This is a genomic window from Streptomyces sp. NPDC053432 (assembly GCF_055585365.1).
On sequence record NZ_JBVJKF010000007.1, the window covers coordinates 89,958 to 108,602 of the forward strand.

18 protein-coding genes are annotated in these 18,645 nt (G+C 71.6%); 10 read left to right on the plus strand and 8 right to left on the minus strand.

What is annotated here, in order from left to right; genetic code table 11:
* Positions 1 to 26: 26 nt before the first annotated feature.
* The 3 genes from ACZ6Y1_RS14195 to ACZ6Y1_RS14205 all read right to left on the minus strand — a co-directional run bounded on the left by ACZ6Y1_RS14195 (position 27) and on the right by ACZ6Y1_RS14205 (position 3,330).
* Positions 27 to 497, minus strand: coding sequence for an SRPBCC family protein (locus ACZ6Y1_RS14195; RefSeq protein WP_469627723.1), 471 nt, complete (start codon positions 495 to 497; stop codon positions 27 to 29).
* 59 nt (positions 498 to 556) lie between these two features.
* A complete protein-coding gene (locus ACZ6Y1_RS14200; RefSeq protein ID WP_469627726.1) occupies positions 557 to 1,546 on the minus strand; it encodes a cucumopine synthase-related protein in 990 nt (329 codons plus the stop codon).
* Positions 1,547 to 2,052: 506 nt separating this feature from the next.
* Positions 2,053 to 3,330: a M6 family metalloprotease domain-containing protein gene (locus ACZ6Y1_RS14205; protein WP_469627729.1), complete on the minus strand. Its 1,278-nt coding sequence runs from the start codon at positions 3,328 to 3,330 to the stop codon at positions 2,053 to 2,055.
* 747 nt (positions 3,331 to 4,077) lie between these two features.
* Here ACZ6Y1_RS14205 and ACZ6Y1_RS14210 point away from each other — a divergent pair.
* The 4 genes from ACZ6Y1_RS14210 (at position 4,078) to ACZ6Y1_RS14225 (ending at position 8,714) form a co-directional block, all read left to right on the plus strand.
* Positions 4,078 to 4,674, plus strand: coding sequence for a TetR/AcrR family transcriptional regulator (locus tag ACZ6Y1_RS14210; RefSeq protein WP_469627732.1), 597 nt, complete (start codon positions 4,078 to 4,080; stop codon positions 4,672 to 4,674).
* Between the two features lie 91 nt (positions 4,675 to 4,765).
* On the plus strand, positions 4,766 to 6,307 hold the full coding sequence (locus ACZ6Y1_RS14215) for an MFS transporter (RefSeq protein ID WP_469627735.1): 1,542 nt from the start codon (positions 4,766 to 4,768) through the stop codon (positions 6,305 to 6,307).
* 144 nt (positions 6,308 to 6,451) lie between these two features.
* Positions 6,452 to 7,249: a dioxygenase family protein gene (locus tag ACZ6Y1_RS14220; RefSeq protein WP_469627738.1), complete on the plus strand. Its 798-nt coding sequence runs from the start codon at positions 6,452 to 6,454 to the stop codon at positions 7,247 to 7,249.
* Positions 7,250 to 7,736: 487 nt separating this feature from the next.
* Positions 7,737 to 8,714, plus strand: coding sequence for a sigma-70 family RNA polymerase sigma factor (locus ACZ6Y1_RS14225; protein WP_469627742.1), 978 nt, complete (start codon positions 7,737 to 7,739; stop codon positions 8,712 to 8,714).
* A gap of 188 nt (positions 8,715 to 8,902) precedes the next feature.
* On the opposite strand, the gene ACZ6Y1_RS14230 is transcribed toward ACZ6Y1_RS14225, so the two are convergent.
* Positions 8,903 to 9,862, minus strand: a complete 960-nt coding sequence (locus ACZ6Y1_RS14230; RefSeq protein ID WP_469627745.1) for a helix-turn-helix transcriptional regulator — start codon at positions 9,860 to 9,862, stop codon at positions 8,903 to 8,905.
* A 62-nt stretch (positions 9,863 to 9,924) separates the two neighbouring features.
* On the opposite strand from ACZ6Y1_RS14230, the gene ACZ6Y1_RS14235 reads away from it, so the two are divergent.
* The 3 genes from ACZ6Y1_RS14235 to pfkB all read left to right on the plus strand — a co-directional run bounded on the left by ACZ6Y1_RS14235 (position 9,925) and on the right by pfkB (position 13,390).
* Positions 9,925 to 11,502 (plus strand): MFS transporter, encoded by a 1,578-nt coding sequence (locus ACZ6Y1_RS14235; protein ID WP_469627748.1) that lies wholly within the window; start codon positions 9,925 to 9,927, stop codon positions 11,500 to 11,502.
* Positions 11,503 to 11,675: 173 nt separating this feature from the next.
* Positions 11,676 to 12,437, plus strand: a complete 762-nt coding sequence (locus tag ACZ6Y1_RS14240) for a DeoR/GlpR family DNA-binding transcription regulator (RefSeq protein ID WP_469627751.1) — start codon at positions 11,676 to 11,678, stop codon at positions 12,435 to 12,437.
* Positions 12,434 to 13,390, plus strand: coding sequence for a 1-phosphofructokinase (gene pfkB, locus ACZ6Y1_RS14245; protein WP_469627754.1), 957 nt, complete (start codon positions 12,434 to 12,436; stop codon positions 13,388 to 13,390). The genes ACZ6Y1_RS14240 and pfkB overlap by 4 nt, the downstream gene beginning before the upstream one ends.
* 36 nt (positions 13,391 to 13,426) lie before the next feature.
* Here the strand turns inward: pfkB and ACZ6Y1_RS14250 are convergent, their stop codons facing one another.
* Positions 13,427 to 14,203: a DUF6227 family protein gene (locus tag ACZ6Y1_RS14250; RefSeq protein ID WP_469627757.1), complete on the minus strand. Its 777-nt coding sequence runs from the start codon at positions 14,201 to 14,203 to the stop codon at positions 13,427 to 13,429.
* 183 nt (positions 14,204 to 14,386) lie between these two features.
* On the opposite strand from ACZ6Y1_RS14250, the gene ACZ6Y1_RS14255 reads away from it, so the two are divergent.
* Positions 14,387 to 15,046 (plus strand): vitamin K epoxide reductase family protein, encoded by a 660-nt coding sequence (locus ACZ6Y1_RS14255; RefSeq protein WP_469627760.1) that lies wholly within the window; start codon positions 14,387 to 14,389, stop codon positions 15,044 to 15,046.
* A gap of 82 nt (positions 15,047 to 15,128) precedes the next feature.
* Here the strand turns inward: ACZ6Y1_RS14255 and ACZ6Y1_RS14260 are convergent, their stop codons facing one another.
* Positions 15,129 to 15,542: a rodlin gene (locus tag ACZ6Y1_RS14260; protein WP_469627763.1), complete on the minus strand. Its 414-nt coding sequence runs from the start codon at positions 15,540 to 15,542 to the stop codon at positions 15,129 to 15,131.
* A 270-nt stretch (positions 15,543 to 15,812) separates the two neighbouring features.
* Between ACZ6Y1_RS14260 and ACZ6Y1_RS14265 the strand changes: the two genes are divergently transcribed.
* Together ACZ6Y1_RS14265 and ACZ6Y1_RS14270 are read left to right on the plus strand one after the other, a co-directional pair.
* The gene (locus ACZ6Y1_RS14265) at positions 15,813 to 16,382 is read left to right on the plus strand and encodes a hypothetical protein (RefSeq protein ID WP_469627766.1); all 570 of its coding nucleotides are present in this window, start codon (positions 15,813 to 15,815) and stop codon (positions 16,380 to 16,382) included.
* A gap of 110 nt (positions 16,383 to 16,492) precedes the next feature.
* Positions 16,493 to 16,732 (plus strand): chaplin, encoded by a 240-nt coding sequence (locus ACZ6Y1_RS14270; protein ID WP_469627769.1) that lies wholly within the window; start codon positions 16,493 to 16,495, stop codon positions 16,730 to 16,732.
* A gap of 77 nt (positions 16,733 to 16,809) precedes the next feature.
* On the opposite strand, the gene ACZ6Y1_RS14275 is transcribed toward ACZ6Y1_RS14270, so the two are convergent.
* On the minus strand, positions 16,810 to 17,160 hold the full coding sequence (locus ACZ6Y1_RS14275) for a hypothetical protein (RefSeq protein WP_469627772.1): 351 nt from the start codon (positions 17,158 to 17,160) through the stop codon (positions 16,810 to 16,812).
* A 191-nt stretch (positions 17,161 to 17,351) separates the two neighbouring features.
* Entirely contained in the window at positions 17,352 to 18,533 is a 1,182-nt protein-coding gene (locus ACZ6Y1_RS14280) for a chaplin (RefSeq protein WP_469627776.1), read from the minus strand.
* Positions 18,534 to 18,645: the final 112 nt, after the last annotated feature.

Genomic DNA, 18,645 nt, shown 5'->3' on the forward strand with positions numbered 1-18,645 from the left:
TTCAATATCGAATTGTTCCGCCGGAATTACTTGTCGGTCGACGCGAAGTGGTCCCGCATGGCATCGGTCTGCTTCGACATCATGGCGACGATCGCCTCGATGACCGCGGGGTCCGCGTCGTCGGCGATGGTCAGCTCGCGGGTCCAGTCGAAGAAGCAGCGGTTCGGGTCATTGGTGATCGGCCGGATGCGGATCGTGGCGACGTACTGGTCGACGCCCATGGTCGGGGCGACGGCGCGGTAGGTCTGCGAGCGGTCCACCTCGTTGCGCCCGGCGATCTCCTGCTGGACGAGCCCGTCGTTGAAGACCAGCGTGAAGTCATAACGCGCCGGCACCCGCTCGACCTCGCCGCCCTCGGCCCAGCCCACGTCCTTCGCGTTGGGTCCGGACACGATCGACACCACCTTCAGGGCGTCGCGGACAACGGCCCAGACGGCGTCCGGAGTGGCGTCGATGACGGTCGAGTCGTACATCGTGTGCTTGTTGGCGATACCCATGGGAACTCCAGTTCGGGAAAAAGGAGAAGAAGTCGGCAATGGCGGGTGGTTCTCGCGGCCTATTGGTTCACCAGTTCGACTGACCGTGCCTGCTCGGTGGGGTGTTGTTGGCGGAGGTGGTCGGTGGCGTCCCAGGGGAAGAGGTGGAGGTTCCAGGCGCCGAGGAGGTTGATGTAGAGGGCGAGTTGGCGGGTGACGGCGAGGTAGTCGTCGCGGTCGAGTTGGTCGAGGAGGGTGAGGAAGCGCTGGGTGTAGTCCCAGAGTTTTTCGAGGCCGCAGTAGCCGAGGAATTCGGCGGGGACGCCGATGAGGAGTCGGGTCATCTGGCGGAGGGGTTCGAGGGGCATGTCGGCGACGGCGGCGCGGATGAGTCCGCCGTAGCCGGCGTAGCCGAGGGGGCGGGTTTCGCCGTTGACGAAGAGGAGGGTGGGCAGGACGGTGTCGTGGGTGCCTGCGCCGGAGGGGATGACGCCTTCGTGGAGGGCGGCGAGTTCGGGGGGTGCGGTGAGCCAGTACCGGTCGGTCTCGGTGTGGATGTCGTGGATGAGGGCTTGTGCTTCGGTGTGGGTGGCGGTGAGTTGGGGGATGGTGTGTCCGCTGGTGGTGCCGGCTTTGCGGACTTCGACGAGGATCTGCTTCTTGGTGGAGTAGACGGCGTCCCATATGGCGTCGCCGGCTTCCTTGAGGGCGGTGATGTCTTCTTCGCGGATGCGGCCGACGGGGGCTGCGGGCATGGGTTCGGTGAGGGTGCCGTATTTGATGCCGAGGTGTTGGAGGCCGGAGCAGAAGACGGTGCCGTCGGGTGCGTCGCGGCGGTCGGCGATGCGTTCGGTGGCGTGGAGGTGGAGGAGGGAGGGGATGGGCGCGTGGTGGTAGAGGTGCTGGCCCGCGACGAGGGCGTGGCCCTGGAGGCTCTGGTAGGGGAGTGAGTCCCACAGTGCGTCGGCGAGCTCGGGGTTGCGCCCGTCGAGCTCGGCGGTGACGGTGATACCGAGGTCGGGCCAGACGATCTCGATGTTCCGCGTGGATAACGTCTTCGTGTTGCTCATGACTGTCCCCTTCGTCCGAAGAACGCCAGGGGGGATCCGGTGGTCCGGCCGGAAAACCGGCAGCACACAGAGGCCCCACGAAACGTGGTGGCCGGACGTGCGGACACAACAAGCGCAATCCCCCGTGCTGTTGCCACTTGTACGAGGAGTACACAGGGACCCCGGAGGAGTCAGCTAGCGGCCGAAGACATGAAAACTCCCCTGGCTGAGAACCGCTCTTCGTAGATTTCTACGGGAACCATCGCGCTCTTGGTGCCCCCCATGGTGAATGCTCCAGTCCGGTTCCTCCCGGTCGGGACGCCATGCGGAACATCCGTCTGGCGGAGCCGAATTGAGCGGTCATCAAGGAAATGAGACGCGTTCCGGCCGAAGCGGAACGCGGGTCCGTGCGCGGTCCGCGGCGTCCGCCGCGACCGGCGCGGAGCCCGGAATGGTACCCACCGGTAAAGCGCGGACATGCGGGGCCTTGGCGGAAACGATGGGGTCGGCCGCTGTGCCGCGGAGCGTCAGGGGCGGATGATCCGGACCTGGAAGTTGCCGTTGCGCAGTTCTCCCACCACCGAGATGCTGATGCCCGCCTTGTCGTCGGTGAAGGTCTCGCCCGGGCGGAACGGCGCGTCGGAGAGCTCCGAGTGCACATTGGGCCGCCGGGTGCAGCCGCCGCTCGAACCGGAGCTGTCCGAGACCGTCACGGGTCCGTGCCCGGTGTCCACGTCGGAGTCCACCTTGTAGATGAGGACGCCCGGCTTGCAGACGGCCTCGTCGTTCCCGGCCTGGGTGCGTACCTCCACCGCGTACCCGACGCTCTCCGAGATGGGGACGAAGGCCAGCTTCACGCCGCCCTCCACCGCCAGCGGCGACAGGACGTGGTCGCTGGTGCCCGACTTCGCGGCGCAGCTGATCTGCGAGCTGTCCAGCCAGCCCAGCTTCCACTTGTGCCAGCCCAGCAGGTCGTTGTTGGCCCCCCAGTCCTCGCTCATGATGTCCCAGTGCCCGACCGTGCCGCCGCCGTCGGAGGTGTAGAGGTCGGGCAGCCCGAAGACGTGCCCGTTCTCGTGGGGGAGCACCCGGTAGCCGGTCTCGCGGTAGGTGCCGGAGCCGTCGTCCTGCCGGCTGTAGACGAAGGACGTGTTGGCCAGCGGCACCCCGTCCGCCGTCGGTGCCTCTCCGTTGCCCGAGAAGGTCACCGACAGGACGGTGTCCAGGGCGGACGGGCCCGCGTTCGGCGTCACCAGGATGTTGATCAGGTCGTACCGGGTGAAGTCCACCTCGGGGTCGGCGGCCTTCGCTATGTGCTCGACGAGCTGGCGGTAGCCCGGTTCGTACGCGGATCCGCGCTCGATCCCGTACGAGGCGAAGGGCATCGGCATTCGCAGCCAGTTCTTTATGGGCGCCTCGGCCCGGTAGGTGAGCCGCCCGTAGGAGCTCGTGCGGAACCAGTCGGAGGTCTGCGGGAAGAACTCCGCGAGCCGGTCGGCGGCCGTCCCCTCGCCTTTGGCGTCAGGGAAGTCGATCATCAGGTTCAGCGCGCGGACCTCGCCGGTCGAGCGGGAGTACCCCGGAGGGGTCAGCAGACCTTCGGACATCTGTACGCCCATCGTGCCGGCGATCCGGCACGGAGCGAGGGCCGATTCGGCGCTGGTGGCGACGGGGCCTGCCGCGGAGTGACTGCGGCTGGATATGCCGGCGCTCGCGGTCGCCGTGACGCCGAGGGCCAGCGCGGTGATGCCGATGTAGGCGCTGGTGCGGCGTGGCTTGCGTATCCGGTGGCGCGTCTGCGGCATTGGAGATCGCCTTCGGGTCCGCGGCAGCCGGCCCTGCCCGGTCTGCGCTCTGTTCGATCACCCTCCGACGGGCGCGGCGCGCCCGCGCGCCGGGAGAGGCCAAACGGTGACGGGTCCCACGCATCCTGTGACCCGGCTCACACTCAGGGGTGAAATAACCGGGGAGTGGATCCCCGTTTGAACGTGAGTCCCACGAAGTGGGGACCGGCTCCCCGTTTGGCGGAGACGGTACGGATCGCAGCGCCAGGGAGGCCCCGGATGAAGCACCACAGCACGGCGGCGGCAGCAACGGCCGACGGTGGTCTCGGGGCCGCGACCCGAGTGACCGACCTCCCCACGGCCACCGCACCGGCCGTATCCGCCCCTGCTGCACCCGCGCCGAGCACATCCGCGCTGCCCGCATCCGTGCCGGCGGCATCCACATCGACCGCGTCCGCGCCGGCGGCATCCACATCGACCGCGTCCGCGCCCCCCGCGTCTGCGCTGACCGCGTCTGCGCCGACCGCGTCCGCGCCCCCCGCGTCTGCGCTGACCGCGTCCGCGCCCCCCGCGTCTGCGCTGACCGCGTCCGCGCCCCCCGCGTCCGTGCCCCCCGCGTCCGCGCTGACCGCGTCCGCACCGACGGCATCCGTGCCGGCGGTGTCCGCGTCGACCGCATCCGCGCCGGCGACGCCCGCGCCGGCCCCGTCCGCACCCCCGCCGGCGCCCGCCGGGACCCGTGTCGGCCCGCGGCCGCGGGCCGACGCCGTGCGGAACCGGGAGCGGATCCTCGCGGCCGCCCGCGAGATGTTCGTCGAGTTCGGCTGCAACGCCCCCTTCGACGAGGTCGCCCGCCGGGCGGGCGTCGGCAACGCCACCCTCTACCGGCACTTTCCCGACCGCCCCACCCTCATCCACCAGGTCGTGCTCTTCGTGATGGCCCGGGTCACCGCCACCGCCGAGGCCGCCCTCGCGCAGGAGCCCGACGCCTTCGCGGCCCTGTGCCGCTTCACGCACGCCGCCGCGGACGAGCGCATCGGCGCCCTGTGCCCGATGCTCGCGGAGGGTTTCGACCGGGATCACCCCGAACTCCTCGACGCCCGCGCCTCCCTGGAGGCCGCCGTCGAAACCCTCCTGACCGCCGGTCAGGAGACGGGCCTGGTCCGCACGGACATCGGCGTCGGCGATCTGATGGTCGCCCTGTCCCAGCTCAGCCGCCCCCTCCCCGGCACCGACTGCCTGGAGATCGACCGCTTCACCCACCGTCACATCCAGCTCTTCCTCGACGGGTTGCGGGCCCCGGCCCCCTCCGTGCTGCCCGGTTCGGCGGCCACGCTCGAGGATCTGAGGCGGAAAACCATGTGACGCGCAGTTCAGACCTAAATATCGTCTTTCAGTAATTTTCCCCCGTACATCCCCTCCGTCTTTCATTCCGCACCGTGAAGTGGGTACCCCCATGTCCAAAACAGCCGCGACACCCCCGCAGGCTGCCGCTGCCGCCGATCCCAGTCGCTGGAAGGCGCTCGTCTTCATAGCCCTGGCCCAGCTGATGGTCGTCCTCGACGCGACCATCGTGAACATCGCCCTCCCCTCCGCCCAGACCGACCTCGGCATCTCCGACGGAAACCGCCAGTGGGTCATCACCGCGTACGCGCTGGCCTTCGGCGGTCTGCTCCTCTTCGGCGGCCGCATCGCCGACAAGTGGGGCCGCAGGAACGCCTTCGTCGTCGGCCTCATCGGCTTCGCCCTGGCCTCCGCGCTCGGCGGCGCCGCCAACGGCGAGGCCATGATGCTGGGCGCCCGCGCCCTCCAGGGCGCCTTCGGTGCGCTGCTCGCGCCGGCCGCCCTCTCCCTGCTGGCCGTCATGTTCACCGACGCCAAGGAGCGGGCCAAGGCCTTCGGCATCTACGGCGCGATCGCGGGCGGCGGCGGCGCCGTCGGCCTGATCCTGGGCGGCTTCCTCACCCAGTACCTCGACTGGCGCTGGACGTTCTTCGTCAACATCCCCTTCGCGATCATCGCGGCCGTAGGCGCCTGGCTGGTCATCCGTGAGCCCGCGGGCGGCCGCAACCGCGCGCCGCTCGACGTCCCCGGCGTGGTCCTCTCCACGCTCGGTCTGGTCGCCCTGGTGTACGGCTTCACCCGCGCCGAGTCCGCCGGCTGGTCGGACGCGGTCACCGTCTCCATGTTCATCGCCTCGGCGGTGCTGCTCGCGGCGTTCGTCCTCGTCGAGTCCAAGGTGAAGTCCCCGCTGCTGCCGCTGCGCGTCCTGCTGGAGCGCAACCGCGGCGGCGTCTACCTCTCGCTCGGCCTGGCCGTCATCGCGATGTTCGGCCTGTTCCTCTTCCTCACCTACTACCTGCAGGTCGTGAAGGGCTTCTCGCCCGTCGAGACCGGCTTCGCCTTCCTGCCGATGATCGCGGGCATGATCACGGGTTCCACCCAGATCGGCGCCCGCCTGATGACCCGGGTCGCGCCGCGGCTGCTGATGGGCCCGGGCTTCGCGCTCGCCGCGACCGGCATGCTGCTGCTGACGCAGCTGGAGGTCGGGTCCTCGTACCCGGCGCTGATCCTGCCGGCGCAGCTGCTGCTCGGCCTCGGCATGGGTACGGCGTTCATGCCGGCCATGTCGCTGGCCACGCACGGGGTGAACCCGGCCGACGCCGGTGTCGCCTCCGCCATGGTCAACACCTCGCAGCAGGTCGGCGGGGCCATCGGTACCGCGCTGCTGAACACGATCGCCGCCTCGGCGACCACCGCGTACCTCACGGACCACGCGGCCGAGGCCGCGGCGGGCGGCGCCGCGGCCGGGCTCGTCCAGGCGCAGGCCATGGTCGAGGGTTACTCCTCCGCCATCTGGTGGGCGGTGGGCATCCTGATCGCCAGCTCGGCCATCGCGCTGACGCTGATCAACACGGGCCGTCCGGGCGCGGGCGGCGTGGTGGCCTCCGGTTCGCCCGAGGACGCCGAGGTCAAGGTCCCGGTGATCGCCCACTGACGCGGGCGGTACCCGTCCGGGAATGACGGGGAATGACTGACGGCCCCGCTTGGTTCAAATTTGAACCAAGCGGGGTTAGTCTTTTCGGGTGGCCCCGTACGACCCCGCGCGGCCCGGCCCCGCACCCCGACGGAGGAGCCCACCATGACCCCCACGGCCACGCCCCCGCAGGGGACCCGTATGCCGGCGCTCTACCTCAGTCACGGGGCGCCGCCGCTGGCCGACGACCCGGTGTGGCCCGGCGAACTGGCCGCCTGGTCCGCCGGCCTGCCCCGCCCCCGGGCGATCCTGATGGTCTCCGCCCACTGGGAGGAGGCGCCCCTCGCGCTCGGCGCCACCGAGACGATCCCGCTGGTGTACGACTTCTGGGGCTTCCCCGAGCACTACTACCGGGTCCGCTACGAGGCCCCGGGCGCCCCGTGGCTCGCCGCCGAGGTCCGCAAACTCCTCCGGGCCCCCGGCACCCCCGTCCAGGACATCCCGGACCGCGGGCTCGACCACGGCGCGTACGTCCCCCTGGTCGAGATGTTCCCGGAGGCCGACATACCGGTGCTCCAGATATCCATGCCGACCCTCGACCCACGCCGCCTGATGGACATCGGCCGCAAGCTCGCACCCCTGCGCGACGAGGGCGTCCTGATCGTCGGCAGCGGCTTCTTCACCCACAACCTGGCGGCCCTCCGCCACGCGGGCACCCCTGCCTGGTCGGCGGAGTTCGACGCCTGGGGCCACGAGGCGATCGCCGCGGGCGACCTGGACTCCCTGCTCGACTTCGAGGCCAAATCCCCCTCGGGCCGCCTGGCCCACCCCCGCACGGAACACTTCGCCCCCCTCTTCGTCACCCTCGGCGCGGCCGAGGCCGCGGGCGACCTCACCACCCGCCGCGACCCGGTGACGGGCTTCTGGATGGGCCTCTCGAAGCGCTCCCTCCAGTTCGGCTAGCCCTTCCCGCCACGCGGCGGTCCGGTGACGTCGTCCCCACCGGAACATGCCTGAGCCCCACCCGAGAGGGTGGTCGAAATGTGTTGCTTATGGAGTTTTCGGTGGTTCGATCGCCAGTCCGGGCAACCAGAACCCGCCGCCGGCCGTCTTCAGGGTGGGAGTGCGGCCGTGGGCGGCGTTGCCGGATGTGACGGCGGTCTCACGGGCGTCGTGGTCGCATGCGTCCGCGAGGGCCGCCGGATCGGCCTCCGTCCCGGGCCTGACCTGCACTTCCTCGAAGTCCTGCGGCATCCGCTTCCCGCTCGTGGCGGGGCAGGATACTGCAAGATCTCGGAAAAGAGGGCGCAACGTGGGAATTCTGTCCCGATTCCAGTCGTTGTCTCCTTCGGAAGCGGGCACTCGGGAGAGTGTCCGAAGGGCGTCCCGCCGCACCACGGTGGCCGTCCGGCAGCCGCACCGCGACCGAACTCATTGCAAGGGAGCACGCATGGCAACCCGCGCCGTCGCCCGCCGTCAGTCCACGAGCAGCGCACGCGCTGCGGGCGGGGAGATCGCAGACCGCGACCTGGTCGGCATGTACCTGGACGAGATCGCGCGCACCCCGCTGCTCGACGCCGCCAAGGAAGTGGAGCTCTCGCAGATCATCGAGGCGGGCGTGTACGCCCAGCAGATCCTCGACGGCGAGGCGGAGCGGGAGGGCGAGGCCCCCGCCCGCGAGGAGCTGGAGGCGCTGGCCGCCGAAGGCGAGCGCGCCAAGGAAGTCTTCATCCGCTCCAACCTCCGTCTCGTCGTCGCCGTCGCCCGCCGCTACCCGCGCAGCGGCCTGCCGCTCCTCGACCTCATCCAGGAGGGCAACGCCGGCCTGGTCCGGGCGGTAGAGAAGTTCGACTACACCAAGGGCTTCAAGTTCTCCACGTACGCCACGTGGTGGATCCGCCAGGCGATCACCCGCTCCATCGCGGACCAGTCCCGCACCATCCGCCTCCCCGTGCACCTGGTCGAGGAGCTCGGTCGGATCCGCCGGGTCCAGCGCGAGTTCAACCGCGAGCACGGCCGGGATCCGGAGCACGCCGAGATCGCCGCCGAGCTGGACTCGACGGAGAAGCGCGTGGGCGACGTACTGGACTGGGCGCGCGACCCGGTCAGCCTGAACATGTCGGTCGACGACCAGGGCGAGACGCAGTTCGGCGACCTCCTGGAGGACACCGCCGCGATCTCCCCCGAGCAGTCCGTGCTCTCGCTGCTGCGCAGTGAGGAGCTGGAGGACCTGCTCGGCAAGCTCGACCAGCGCACCGCGTCGATCATCAAGATGCGGTACGGCATCGAGGACGGCCGCGAGCGGACCCTGACGGAGGTCGGCAAGCAGCACGGCCTGACCCGCGAGCGGATCCGCCAGATCGAGAAGCACGCGCTGCTGGAGCTGAAGCGGATGGCGCGGGACACGGGCTTCGACGCCGTGGCCTAGCGCGGCCGGCCCACCCACCCCCTGAACGAGCCCCGGCGCCTATCCCCCCAGGCGCCGGGGCTCCCGCCTGCCGTGGGCCCCTGGGGCTCCGCCCCGGACCCCGCGCCCCAAACGCCGGCGAGGCTGGGTCCGGCTGCGAGTGAGGAGCGGGGTGCGGGGCGGAGCCCCGGGGCTGGGCCGCGCCCGGTCTACCCGGCCGCGCCCGCCGACCCCGAGAGCCGCGCCCCCAGGTCCGCCGCCGCGGCGCGCAGCTGCGCCGGCCCCCGCACCGTGAAGGGCAGCCCGGTCAGGGCCAGCCGGGCCGCCACCCACTCCGGTGCGTCCCCCGTCTCGAAGCGGACCACCGTTTCCGACGGCCCCCCGCCCGGGAGGGCGACGGTCCGGAGCCACGGGGGCAGCTGCTCCGGGCCCGCCGCGAAGGCGGCCTCCACCGCGTACGAGGTCTCCCTGCCCCGCAGGCCCCGCCGTACGAACTCCACGGCGTCCATCGGCAGCTCCCGCGGAGCGAACCGCGCACCCGTCGCGAACGGCTCCCGCACCCGGTCCACCCGGAAGGTGCGCCAGTCCTCGCGCTCCATGTCGTAGGCCACCAGGTACCACCGGCTCCCCGTGCTGACGAGCCGGTACGGCTCCACCAGCCGCCGCGTCTCCGCCCCGTCCGCCGCCCGGTACGCGAACCGCAGCCGCTCCGGCCCCGCCACCGCCGAGGCCATCGTCGTCAGGGTCCGCGGGTCCACGCTCGCCCCGTCCCCGCGCGTCAGCGCCGTGGTGGCGGACTGCAGCGCGCCCACCCGGTGCCGCAGCCGCGACGGCAGCACCTGCTCCAGCTTGGCCAGAGCCCGTACGGAGGCCTCCTCGATCCCGTCCACCGCGTGCCCGGCGCCCGCCCGCAGCCCCACCGCGATCGCGACGGCCTCCTCGTCGTCGAGGAGCAGCGGCGGCAGCGCCGCCCCGGCCACCAGCCGGTAGCCGCCCTCCGCGCCCAGGGTGGCCTCCACCGGGTACCCCAGATCCCGCAGCCGCTCGATGTCCCGCCGGATGGTCCGCGCGCTCACCCGCAGCCGCTGCGCCAGTTCACTGCCCGGCCATTCGCGCGGGGTCTGGAGGAGGGACAGCAGGGAGAGGAGCCGTGCCGGTGTGTCGGTCATGGCACCAGGTTGCCAGCGAAAGAGGACACACCCTGACCTACATCCCGTCTAGGTTTCTCCTCATGAGCACCGAGACGTCCAGGAAATCGCCCGCGAGAGAGAGCGGGCCCGCACGAGAAGACCGGAGCGAGGCGAGCGGGGCGGCAGCACCCGCGCCCACCAATGTGGACCGCCGCCGCTGGCTGGCCCTCGCCATCGTGATGACCGCGACCTTCATGGACCTGGTCGACGTCACGATCGTCAACATAGCCATCCCCAGCATGCGCGAGCACCTGGGCGCATCCACCAGCGCGATCCAGTGGATCACCGCGGGCTACGCCCTCGCCTTCGCCGCCGGTCTGATCACCGGCGGCCGTCTCGGTGACATCTACGGCCGCAAGCGCCTCTTCCTCCTCGGCGTCGCGGGATTCACCGCCGCCTCCCTGCTCTGCGGCATCGCGGCGAACCCGGGCATGCTCGTCGCCTCCCGTCTGCTCCAGGGCGGGATGGCGGCCATGATGGTCCCGCAGGTGCTGGCGATCATCCACGTCACCTTCCCGCCGCACGAGCGAGGCAAGGTCTTCGGCATGTTCGGCGCGATCGTGGGTCTCGGCGCCGTCTCCGGCCCGATGCTCGGCGCGCTGCTCACCGAGTGGAACATCTTCGGCCTCGAATGGCGCCCGATCTTCCTGATCAACCTGCCGGTCGGTATCGCGGCCGTGATCCTGGGCCGCGCGTTCATCAGCGAGTCCAAGGCCCCCAAGGCCCTGCGCCTCGACCTCGTCGGCGTCGTCCTCGCGACCCTGGCCCTGGTCATGCTGATCTTCCCGCTCACCCAGGGCCGGGAGAACGGCTGGCCGCTGTGGGGCTTCGTCTGCATGATCGCGTCGCCGTTCGTCTTCGCCGCGTTCGTCGCCTACGAGAAGTACAAGATCAGGAAGGACGGTTCCCCGCTCGTCGAGCTCTCCCTCTTCAAGGTCAAGAGCTTCGCCGGCGGCATCGCCGTCCAGCTCACCTTCGGCATCGCGACCGGCATCTTCTTCCTGGTCTGGACGCTGTACATGCAGCTGGGCCTCGGTTGGAGCGCCCTGCACGCCGGCCTCACCGGCATCCCCTTCTCCCTCTCCGTCTCGGCGGCCGCGGGCGTCTCCGTCGGCAAGCTCGTGCCGCGCTTCGGCCGCAAGGTGCTCCAGGCCGGTGCGCTCACCATGGCCGCGGGCCTGCTCCTCTACATCTGGGAGTCCTCGTACTACGGCATGGAGATCGCCTCCTGGCAGATGGCGGCCCCGCTGGTCCTCATGGGCATCGGCATGGGCCTGATCGTGGCGCCGCTGAACGACACGACGCTGTCCGAGGTGCCGCGCGAGCACGCCGGCTCCGCCTCCGGCCTGATCAACACCACCGGCCAGATGGGCAACGCCCTGGGCCTCGCCCTGACCTCCGTCGTCTTCTTCGGGCTGATCGAGGACGACATGGTCTTCGGCCCGCAGTACGTCGAGGCCTTCCGTGGCGCGCTGTGGTCCATCGCGGGCGTCCTGGTCGTGATCTGCGCGGTGATGTTCCTGCTGCCGCGACGGCCCGTCCCGATGGAGCAGCGCGAGGGCGGCTCCGAGTACACGGCCCCCGCCGAGCCCGCCGCGGAGAAGACCCCGGTCGCCTAGTGCCGTGACCGGCACGGTTCACCGGGTCACAGCACTGGCGCGGATCCCCGCCCAGGCTCACGGACACGCCCGCCCTCACCGGTCGGGCGTGTCCGTTTCTCTTTGTTCGCCTCCGAAATCCGACGTATGGTGGCAAGTCCACGTATTCGGGCACGGAACGGACGTAAACCCACATGTACGGGCCGGAGCGCCAGCAGGAGACCCTCCGCCTCGCCCGCGAGGCCGGCCGGGTCGACGTGCTCTCCCTCGCCGACCGCTTCCAGGTGACCGCCGAGACCGTACGCCGCGACCTCAAGGCACTCGACCGGGCCGGCCTGGTCCGCCGGGTGCACGGCGGCGCCATCCCGGCCGGCCGCCTCGACTTCGAGCCGGACCTCACCGAGCGGGAGGCCACCGCCGCGGACGAGAAGGACCGCATCGCGGCCGCCGCCCTCGCCGAACTCCCCCGCGGCGGCAGCGTCGTCCTCGACGCGGGCAGCACCATCGCCCGCCTCGCGGCCGTCATCCCGGTCGAGACGGCGCTCACGGTGGTCACCCACGCCCTGCCCGTCGCCGCCCGCCTCGCCGACCACACCGGCATCGACCTCCACCTCGTCGGCGGCCGGGTCCGCCACCGCACCCGCGCCGCCGTGGACGCCTGGGCGCTGCGCGCGTACGCCGAGATCCGCGCCGACGTCCTCTTCCTCGCGGCGAACGGATTCACCGCCCGGGGCGGCCTGACCACCCCCGACCTCGCCGAGGCCGCCGTCAAGCGCGCCGCGATCGCCGCCGCCCGGCGGGTCGTCCTGCTCGCCGACTCCGCCAAGGCCGGACAGGAACACTTCGCACGCTTCGGCTCGTTCGCGGACATAGACCTGCTCATCACGGACACGGGGCTGGCCCCCGCCGACAAGGCGGCGATCGAGGCCGCCGGTACGGAAGTTGCGCTCGTATGATCCTCACCGTCACGCCCAACCCCTCCCTGGACCGGACGTACGAGGTCCCCTCGCTCGTCCGCGGTGCGGTCCTGCGCGCCACCAGCGACCGGGTCGACCCCGGGGGCAAGGGCGTCAACGTCTCCCGCGCGGTGGCCGCCGCGGGCCACCGCACGACGGCGGTCCTCCCGCTCGGCGGCGCCCCGGGCACCCTGCTCGCCGAACTCCTCGGCGTGCAGGGCGTGGACGTCACCGCGGTCTCCATCGCCGGGCAGACCCGCTCGAACATCTCCCTCGTCGAACCCGACGGCACCCTCACCAAGATCAACGCACCTGGCCCGGAGCTCACCCCGGCGGAATCCGCCCTCCTCCTCGGCACCGTCCACGGCTGCTCCGCCGGAGCGCGCTGGATCGCCTGCTGCGGCAGCCTCCCGGGCGGCCTCGAAGCCGGGTGGTACGCCGACCTCGTCACCCGCGCCCACCAGGGCGGCGCCCGCGTCGCGCTGGACACCTCCGGCCCGGCGCTGCTCGCGGCGCTCCCCGCCCGGCCCGACGTCGTCAAGCCGAACGCCGCCGAACTGGCCGCGGCGACGGGACGCCCGCTGGCCACCCTCGGCGACGTCCTGGAGGCGGCGCAGGAGCTCCGCTCCCAGGGGGCGGGAGCCGTGCTCGCCTCGCTGGGCGCCGACGGCCAGCTCCTGGTCGAGGACAGCGGCGTCCACTACGGCACCGCGCGGGTCCCCGCGGACGGCGTCCGCGGCGACGTGGGTGCCGGCGATGCCTCCCTGGCGGGCTTCCTCATCGCCGGGGGCGCCGGTCCTGGCGCCCTCGCCGCGGCCCTGACCCACGGCGCGGCCGCCGTCCGGCTCCCCGGCAGCGCCATGCCGACCCGGGCGGACCTGGACCCCGAAGCGGTCAGCACCACCCAGGACCCGCCCCTGGACCTCCCGTTGTCCGAACCCGCGACGCCCTGACCCGGCGCGGGCCGCCTCAGGCCCGGTAGGGGGCGGTCACCGCACCCGGGAGCGGAGCTCCATCGCTCCGCGCGCGGCCGCCTCGCTGTCGTACACCTCGCACATGTGCCGCCCGTCCGGCGTGGCCGTGTGCTCGACCTCCCACAGGCTGAACTCCGAACCGTCCAGCAGCACGAAGGCGTGCTCGTACAGGCTGAAGCCCGCCTCCCGCCCGTCGGGGCGGCACTGCCGGGCGCTGCCGAACGCCTGCGTGATGTGGTGCGCGTACGCCGACCGCAGCAGCGCCGCCACCTCCTCGCCGGGCCGGTCCGGGTTCTCCGCGCGGCGCAGGACCCGCCGGGCGTGGTCGGCGGACTGCTCCACCGCGTACTCCCGGTGGCGCTGGGCGGGCGCCGCGCCGGCGAAGAGAGCTGCCAGCACGGCGACGTCGTTCTCCGGCTCCTCGTCGCCCGTCGGCAGCACCGGATCCAGCGCCGCGTCCGCGGCGCCCGCGCCGAACAGCCGTGCCACGGCCAGGCAGGCCTCCGCCTTGCTCGCGAAGACCTCGTGCCGGACCGTGCGGTCGCCCCCGCCGAGCCGGTACGTCAGCTCCCACAGGGAGACCGAACCGCCGTCCGCCAGCAGGTAGGTGTGCCGGTGCGTCTCCCGCCACACTCCCGCCGCCGGGCTGTGGTGCGTGGTGTACAGCGAAGAGCTGTGGGCGAGGGCCGCGCCGAGGCGTTCGACCAACCGGTCCGGCAGGTCGAAGGAGTTGAGGGTGCGGCCGAGGAGGCGGTCGAGGTGCGCCTCGGTTGTCTCGTACGGATCGCTCAAGGGGGGTCTCCAGGCCGTCGCAGCTAGTCACTTCGCGGAAGCTCAACGTAGCCCCTGGCTCTGACACAACGTCCGGGGTTCGGTAAAACGTCCGGGAACCATCAGTGGTTCCCACCACACCTTCAGGTCAACTTGCGTACGGAAGCGCATGATTCGGCCCGCTCTGTGACGGAGAGCGGGACTATGGGCGGCATGGCAACCAATACAGTGGGCGTCCCGCGCCAGCAGGGACGGCCCGGAAGTCGGCTCGAGAACGGGCCCGAAGGCGCGGTTCCCGCGTCAAAGGGCCTGGCCTGGCTGCTGGCCCTGACCGGGGCGGCCGGCCTCCTCGCCTCCTGGGTGATCACCCTCGACAAGTTCCTCCTGCTGGAGGACCCGGACTTCAAGCCGGCGTGCAGCCTCAACCCGGTGGTCTCCTGCGGCAGCGTGATGCAGAGCGAACAGGCCCACGCGTTCGGCTTCCCCAATCCCATGCTCGGGCTGGTTTCGTACGGTGTCGTGGTGTGCGTCGCCGCGGGCGTGCTGGCCGGTGCCCGCTACCGCGGCTGGTTCTGGCTCGGCCTGAACGCGGGGACGGTCTTCGGCGTCGGGTTCTGCACCTGGCTGATGATCCAGTCGCTGTACGAGATCAACGCGCTCTGCCTGTGGTGCTGCCTGGCCTGGCTGGCGACGCTGCTGATGTTCTGGGCGGTCACCGCGCACAACGTCCGTACGGGCGTGCTCCCCGCCCCCGGCCCGGTGCGAGGCTTCTTCGCCGAGTTCGCCTGGGCCCCGCCCGCCCTGCACACCGGGGTGATCGGAATGCTCATCCTGACCCGGTGGTGGGACTTCTGGACCGGGTGACGCGGCCACGTACGGCCGTACGTGCGAGGGCCCCGGCAGCTGACGCTGCCGGGGCCCTCGTCGCTCGACGCGGGGGCTGGGATCAGCTGCCCACGGAGCCGTTGCCCGACAGGACCGGGATGTTGTCCAGGATGTGCGAGAGCGGCTCGTCGCCCTTGGCCTGGGTGGAGTTCTCGGTGCACTGCTGGTTCTGCGGGTTGGACAGGACGTTGATGTCCTGGACACCGACGTTGGCGATGACGGCCACCAGGGACTGGGCGTTGACCTTGGCCGGCAGGCCGATGCAGGGCTTGTTCAGGGTGCCCTGGACGAGGCCGAGCTGCGGGCTCTGGTCGCCGTGGGTCTTCTGGTTACCGTAGACCTGCGTGGCCCCGTTGCCGTTGACGGTGTTGATGCCGTTGTCGTTGCCGATGGCCATGGCCGGGGCGGCGGCAGCGGCGCCCGCGCCGACCGCAACGGCGGAGACCGCGGCGGCGGTCATGAACTTCTTGAACATCTTGATCCTTTTGTCGCACGAGTGCCCGCTGATGGAGCGCCCTGGTCAACTGCCCGACCAGGGGGTTGGTTCCGGTGCTTCACTCAAACGGCCCGCGTCCCGCGGGGTTTTCCCCGGAGGGGGTGAGCCTTCTGCGGACGCGTGCGCGAGGCCCGTACGAACCCCTCAACCGTTCATGATCCGGTTGCGCTCCGTGCAAGGTGTTCGCACGGTGAGCAAGGAAGCGGATCGCTCTGGTCCGCTTGTATGCCACCACCAGAAGGAACACCCATGCACCGCACCAAGCCGTCCCGCGCCCGCCTGCTCGTCCCGTCGGCCCTCGCCGTCGTCATACTGACCGGCGCGGCCGCCCCCGCCGGCGCCGCGGACGGTCAGGGCGCTGAGATCTCGAAGCGATCGGCAGCCGTCCAGCGGCAGATCGAGGAGGTGCAGGAACGGGCCGCCGCGGCCGGCCCGATCGACGACCTCCTCGCCGGCCTCACCAAAACCATCGGGGACCTCCTCAAGTCGCTGGGCGGCCTGCTGCCCGGCGGGGTGAAGCTCCCCGAGATCAAGCTCCCGGAGATCAAACTCCCCGACCTGTCCGACATCGTCCCCGACCTGCCGGTGGAACTGCCGAAGCTGCCGGTGGACATCCCCAAGCTGCCGGCCGAACTCCCGAAGCTGCCGGTGGAGGTCCCGCCGGTCGACACGGTGGCGCCGGACCTGCCGGCGACGCCGCTCAAGCCTCCGGCGGAGCTGGTGCCGGACCTGCCCGACATCCCGGACGTCCCCGATCTGCCGGACCTGCGGGGCGTGGGGAAGGGTGGCCGGAGCCTGTCGCACGACTACGACTATTGAGCTGAACAGGTCTGATTCGGCACGAGGCCGTGTCGTCAGGGACGCTGGACCGTTTCGCTTGGTGTGAGCCCCGGTTCGGGGCAGAACATCGAACAGAAGGTGCACTTCCCATGAACTCTGCCAAGAAGGCCGCCCTGGTCCTGGCCACCGCTGGTCTCGCTGCGGCCGGTGCCGCCGGCTCCGCTATGGCCGACTCGTCGGCCGAGGGCGCGGCCGTGGGTTCCCCCGGTGTCCTGTCCGGCAACCTGGGTCAGGTCCCGGTCCACGTGCCGATCAACGTCTGCGGTAACTCCGTCAACCTCATCGGCGCGCTGAACCCGGCGTTCGGCAACGTCTGCGTCAACGACTGACGTCCGCGGAGCGACAGCTCAACCGACTGTGGGCGCCCCGGCCTTGCCGGTGGCGCCCACAGTCTTGTCCGGGCGGCTCAGCCCTGACCGCCGTTGAGCTTGACGCCACCGAGCATCGGGGACGCCTGGGTGGCACCGTTGGCGAGCCCGAGGACGGCGCCGGGCACGTCGTTGCGGACCTTGTTGACCTTCTGCGCCGTGCCCACGACCTTGTTGACGGCGTCGCCCTGCTCGGCCAGCGCGTTCCCCGCGGTCTGCGGAAGCGCCTCGCTGACCGGATTGACGGCGTTCAGCACCTCCGTCGCCCCGCCGGTCAGGCTCATCGGGGGCATCGACGCGGCGGGGGCGTCCGCGGCGAAAGCGGGGGCGCAGGCGCCGAGGGCGGCTACGGAGCCGGCGACGACAGCGGCGACCTTCGAGAGCTTCATTGTCGAAATCCTCTTCTTTTCGTGGACAGAGGTGTCGGCGGCGACCGTCGCGCCGCTTTCTCCCTGGGTAACGATCGCCCGCCCGTACGGAAACGCGGAGCGGTGCGGGCACACAGTGCGGACATGACAGCGGCCGGAGAATCCGACGGGATTCTCCGGCCGCTGTTTCTTCCGATTACCGGTATTACCGGTCAGGCGACGCGCGAGCGCCGGTACAGAATGGCGCCGCCCAGGATCAGGGCCGACGCGAGGGCCGCCGCGGCCGCGGGCTGACCGGCGCCGGTCTCGGCCAGCATGGGCGCGGTCACCCGGGCCGGTGCCGGTACGGGGGCGGGCGCCGGCGCGGGGACGTGCGGCGCCGGGGCGGGCGCGGATGCCGGGGGCAGGTGGACCGGGGTGTCGCCCGCGGGGGCGGCCGGGGGCTGGTCGGCCGGACGCTCCACGGGCTGGCTGCCGTGCGGCGGCCGCGGCGCGGGCCCCTCCTCCATGCCGGGCGTGGGGGCGGGGACCTGCGGCGCGGGCGCGGGGAGCGGCTGCGGGGCCTCCTCGACCGGTGCCGGTTCGGGCGCGGGGGCGGGCAGCGGTGCGGGAGCCTGCTCCACGGGAGCCGGCGGCGGCACGGGCAGTTCCTCGGCGGGCGCGGGCAGCGGCGCGGGAGCCGGGGCGGGGAGCGGCTTGGGGGCCTCGTCCACCGGGACCGGCGGCGGCAGCTCCTCCACGGGCAGCGGCTTCGGCTGCGGCTTCGGGGGCGCGGGGGGAGCCGGGTGGGGGGCGGGGGCCGGGTGCTCCGCTCCGGGGCGGGGGTGGTCGTCGCACTCCTCCTCGCCCTGCTGTTGCCCGCCGGAGTCGCCGTATCCGCCCTGGCCGTGCGGGTTCTCGTGGCGCGGCTGCTGCTGCTCGCCGGCGTGGTCGTATCCGCCCTGGCCGTGCTGGGGCTCGTGGCGGGGCTGCTGCTCCTCGGAGCGGGCGTATCCTCCCTGGTCGCCGGGGGATTCGTGGCGCTGCTCCGGTACCCGGTGGCGGGCTTCGCGCTCGTCGAGGTAGCGCTCCAGGGCCTCGGCGTTCTCGGGGCTCAGGTAGCGCGCGTAGTCGTGGTCGTCATCGGCGTGGGAGCCGGTCGTCGTGGCGCACGTGTTGCCGAACGCGGGGTTGAGGCCCGCCCCGGCGTCCACGCTGTTGCCGCACACGTTCGGCGCGAAGGTGACCGGTACGGAGACGCTGTTGCCGGCCAGCACACCCGGCGAATGAGAGGCCTCGGCCGTGGCTCCGGGGTGTGCGTAGGCCGCACCGGTCGCGATCGACAGCAGACTCGACGCGGCTGCCGCCGTGAGCATCCCCTTGCCCAGTACCTGTCGGCTCAGTACCTGTCGCATGGGTCCTTCCCTGTCTACCGGCGGGGGCGCCGGTGCTGAATCGAAGGTGGCCCCGAAGTGCACCGCCGTGCACTCCGAGGCCACCTTCGAGGAGGTTGCCCTAGCGGGCACA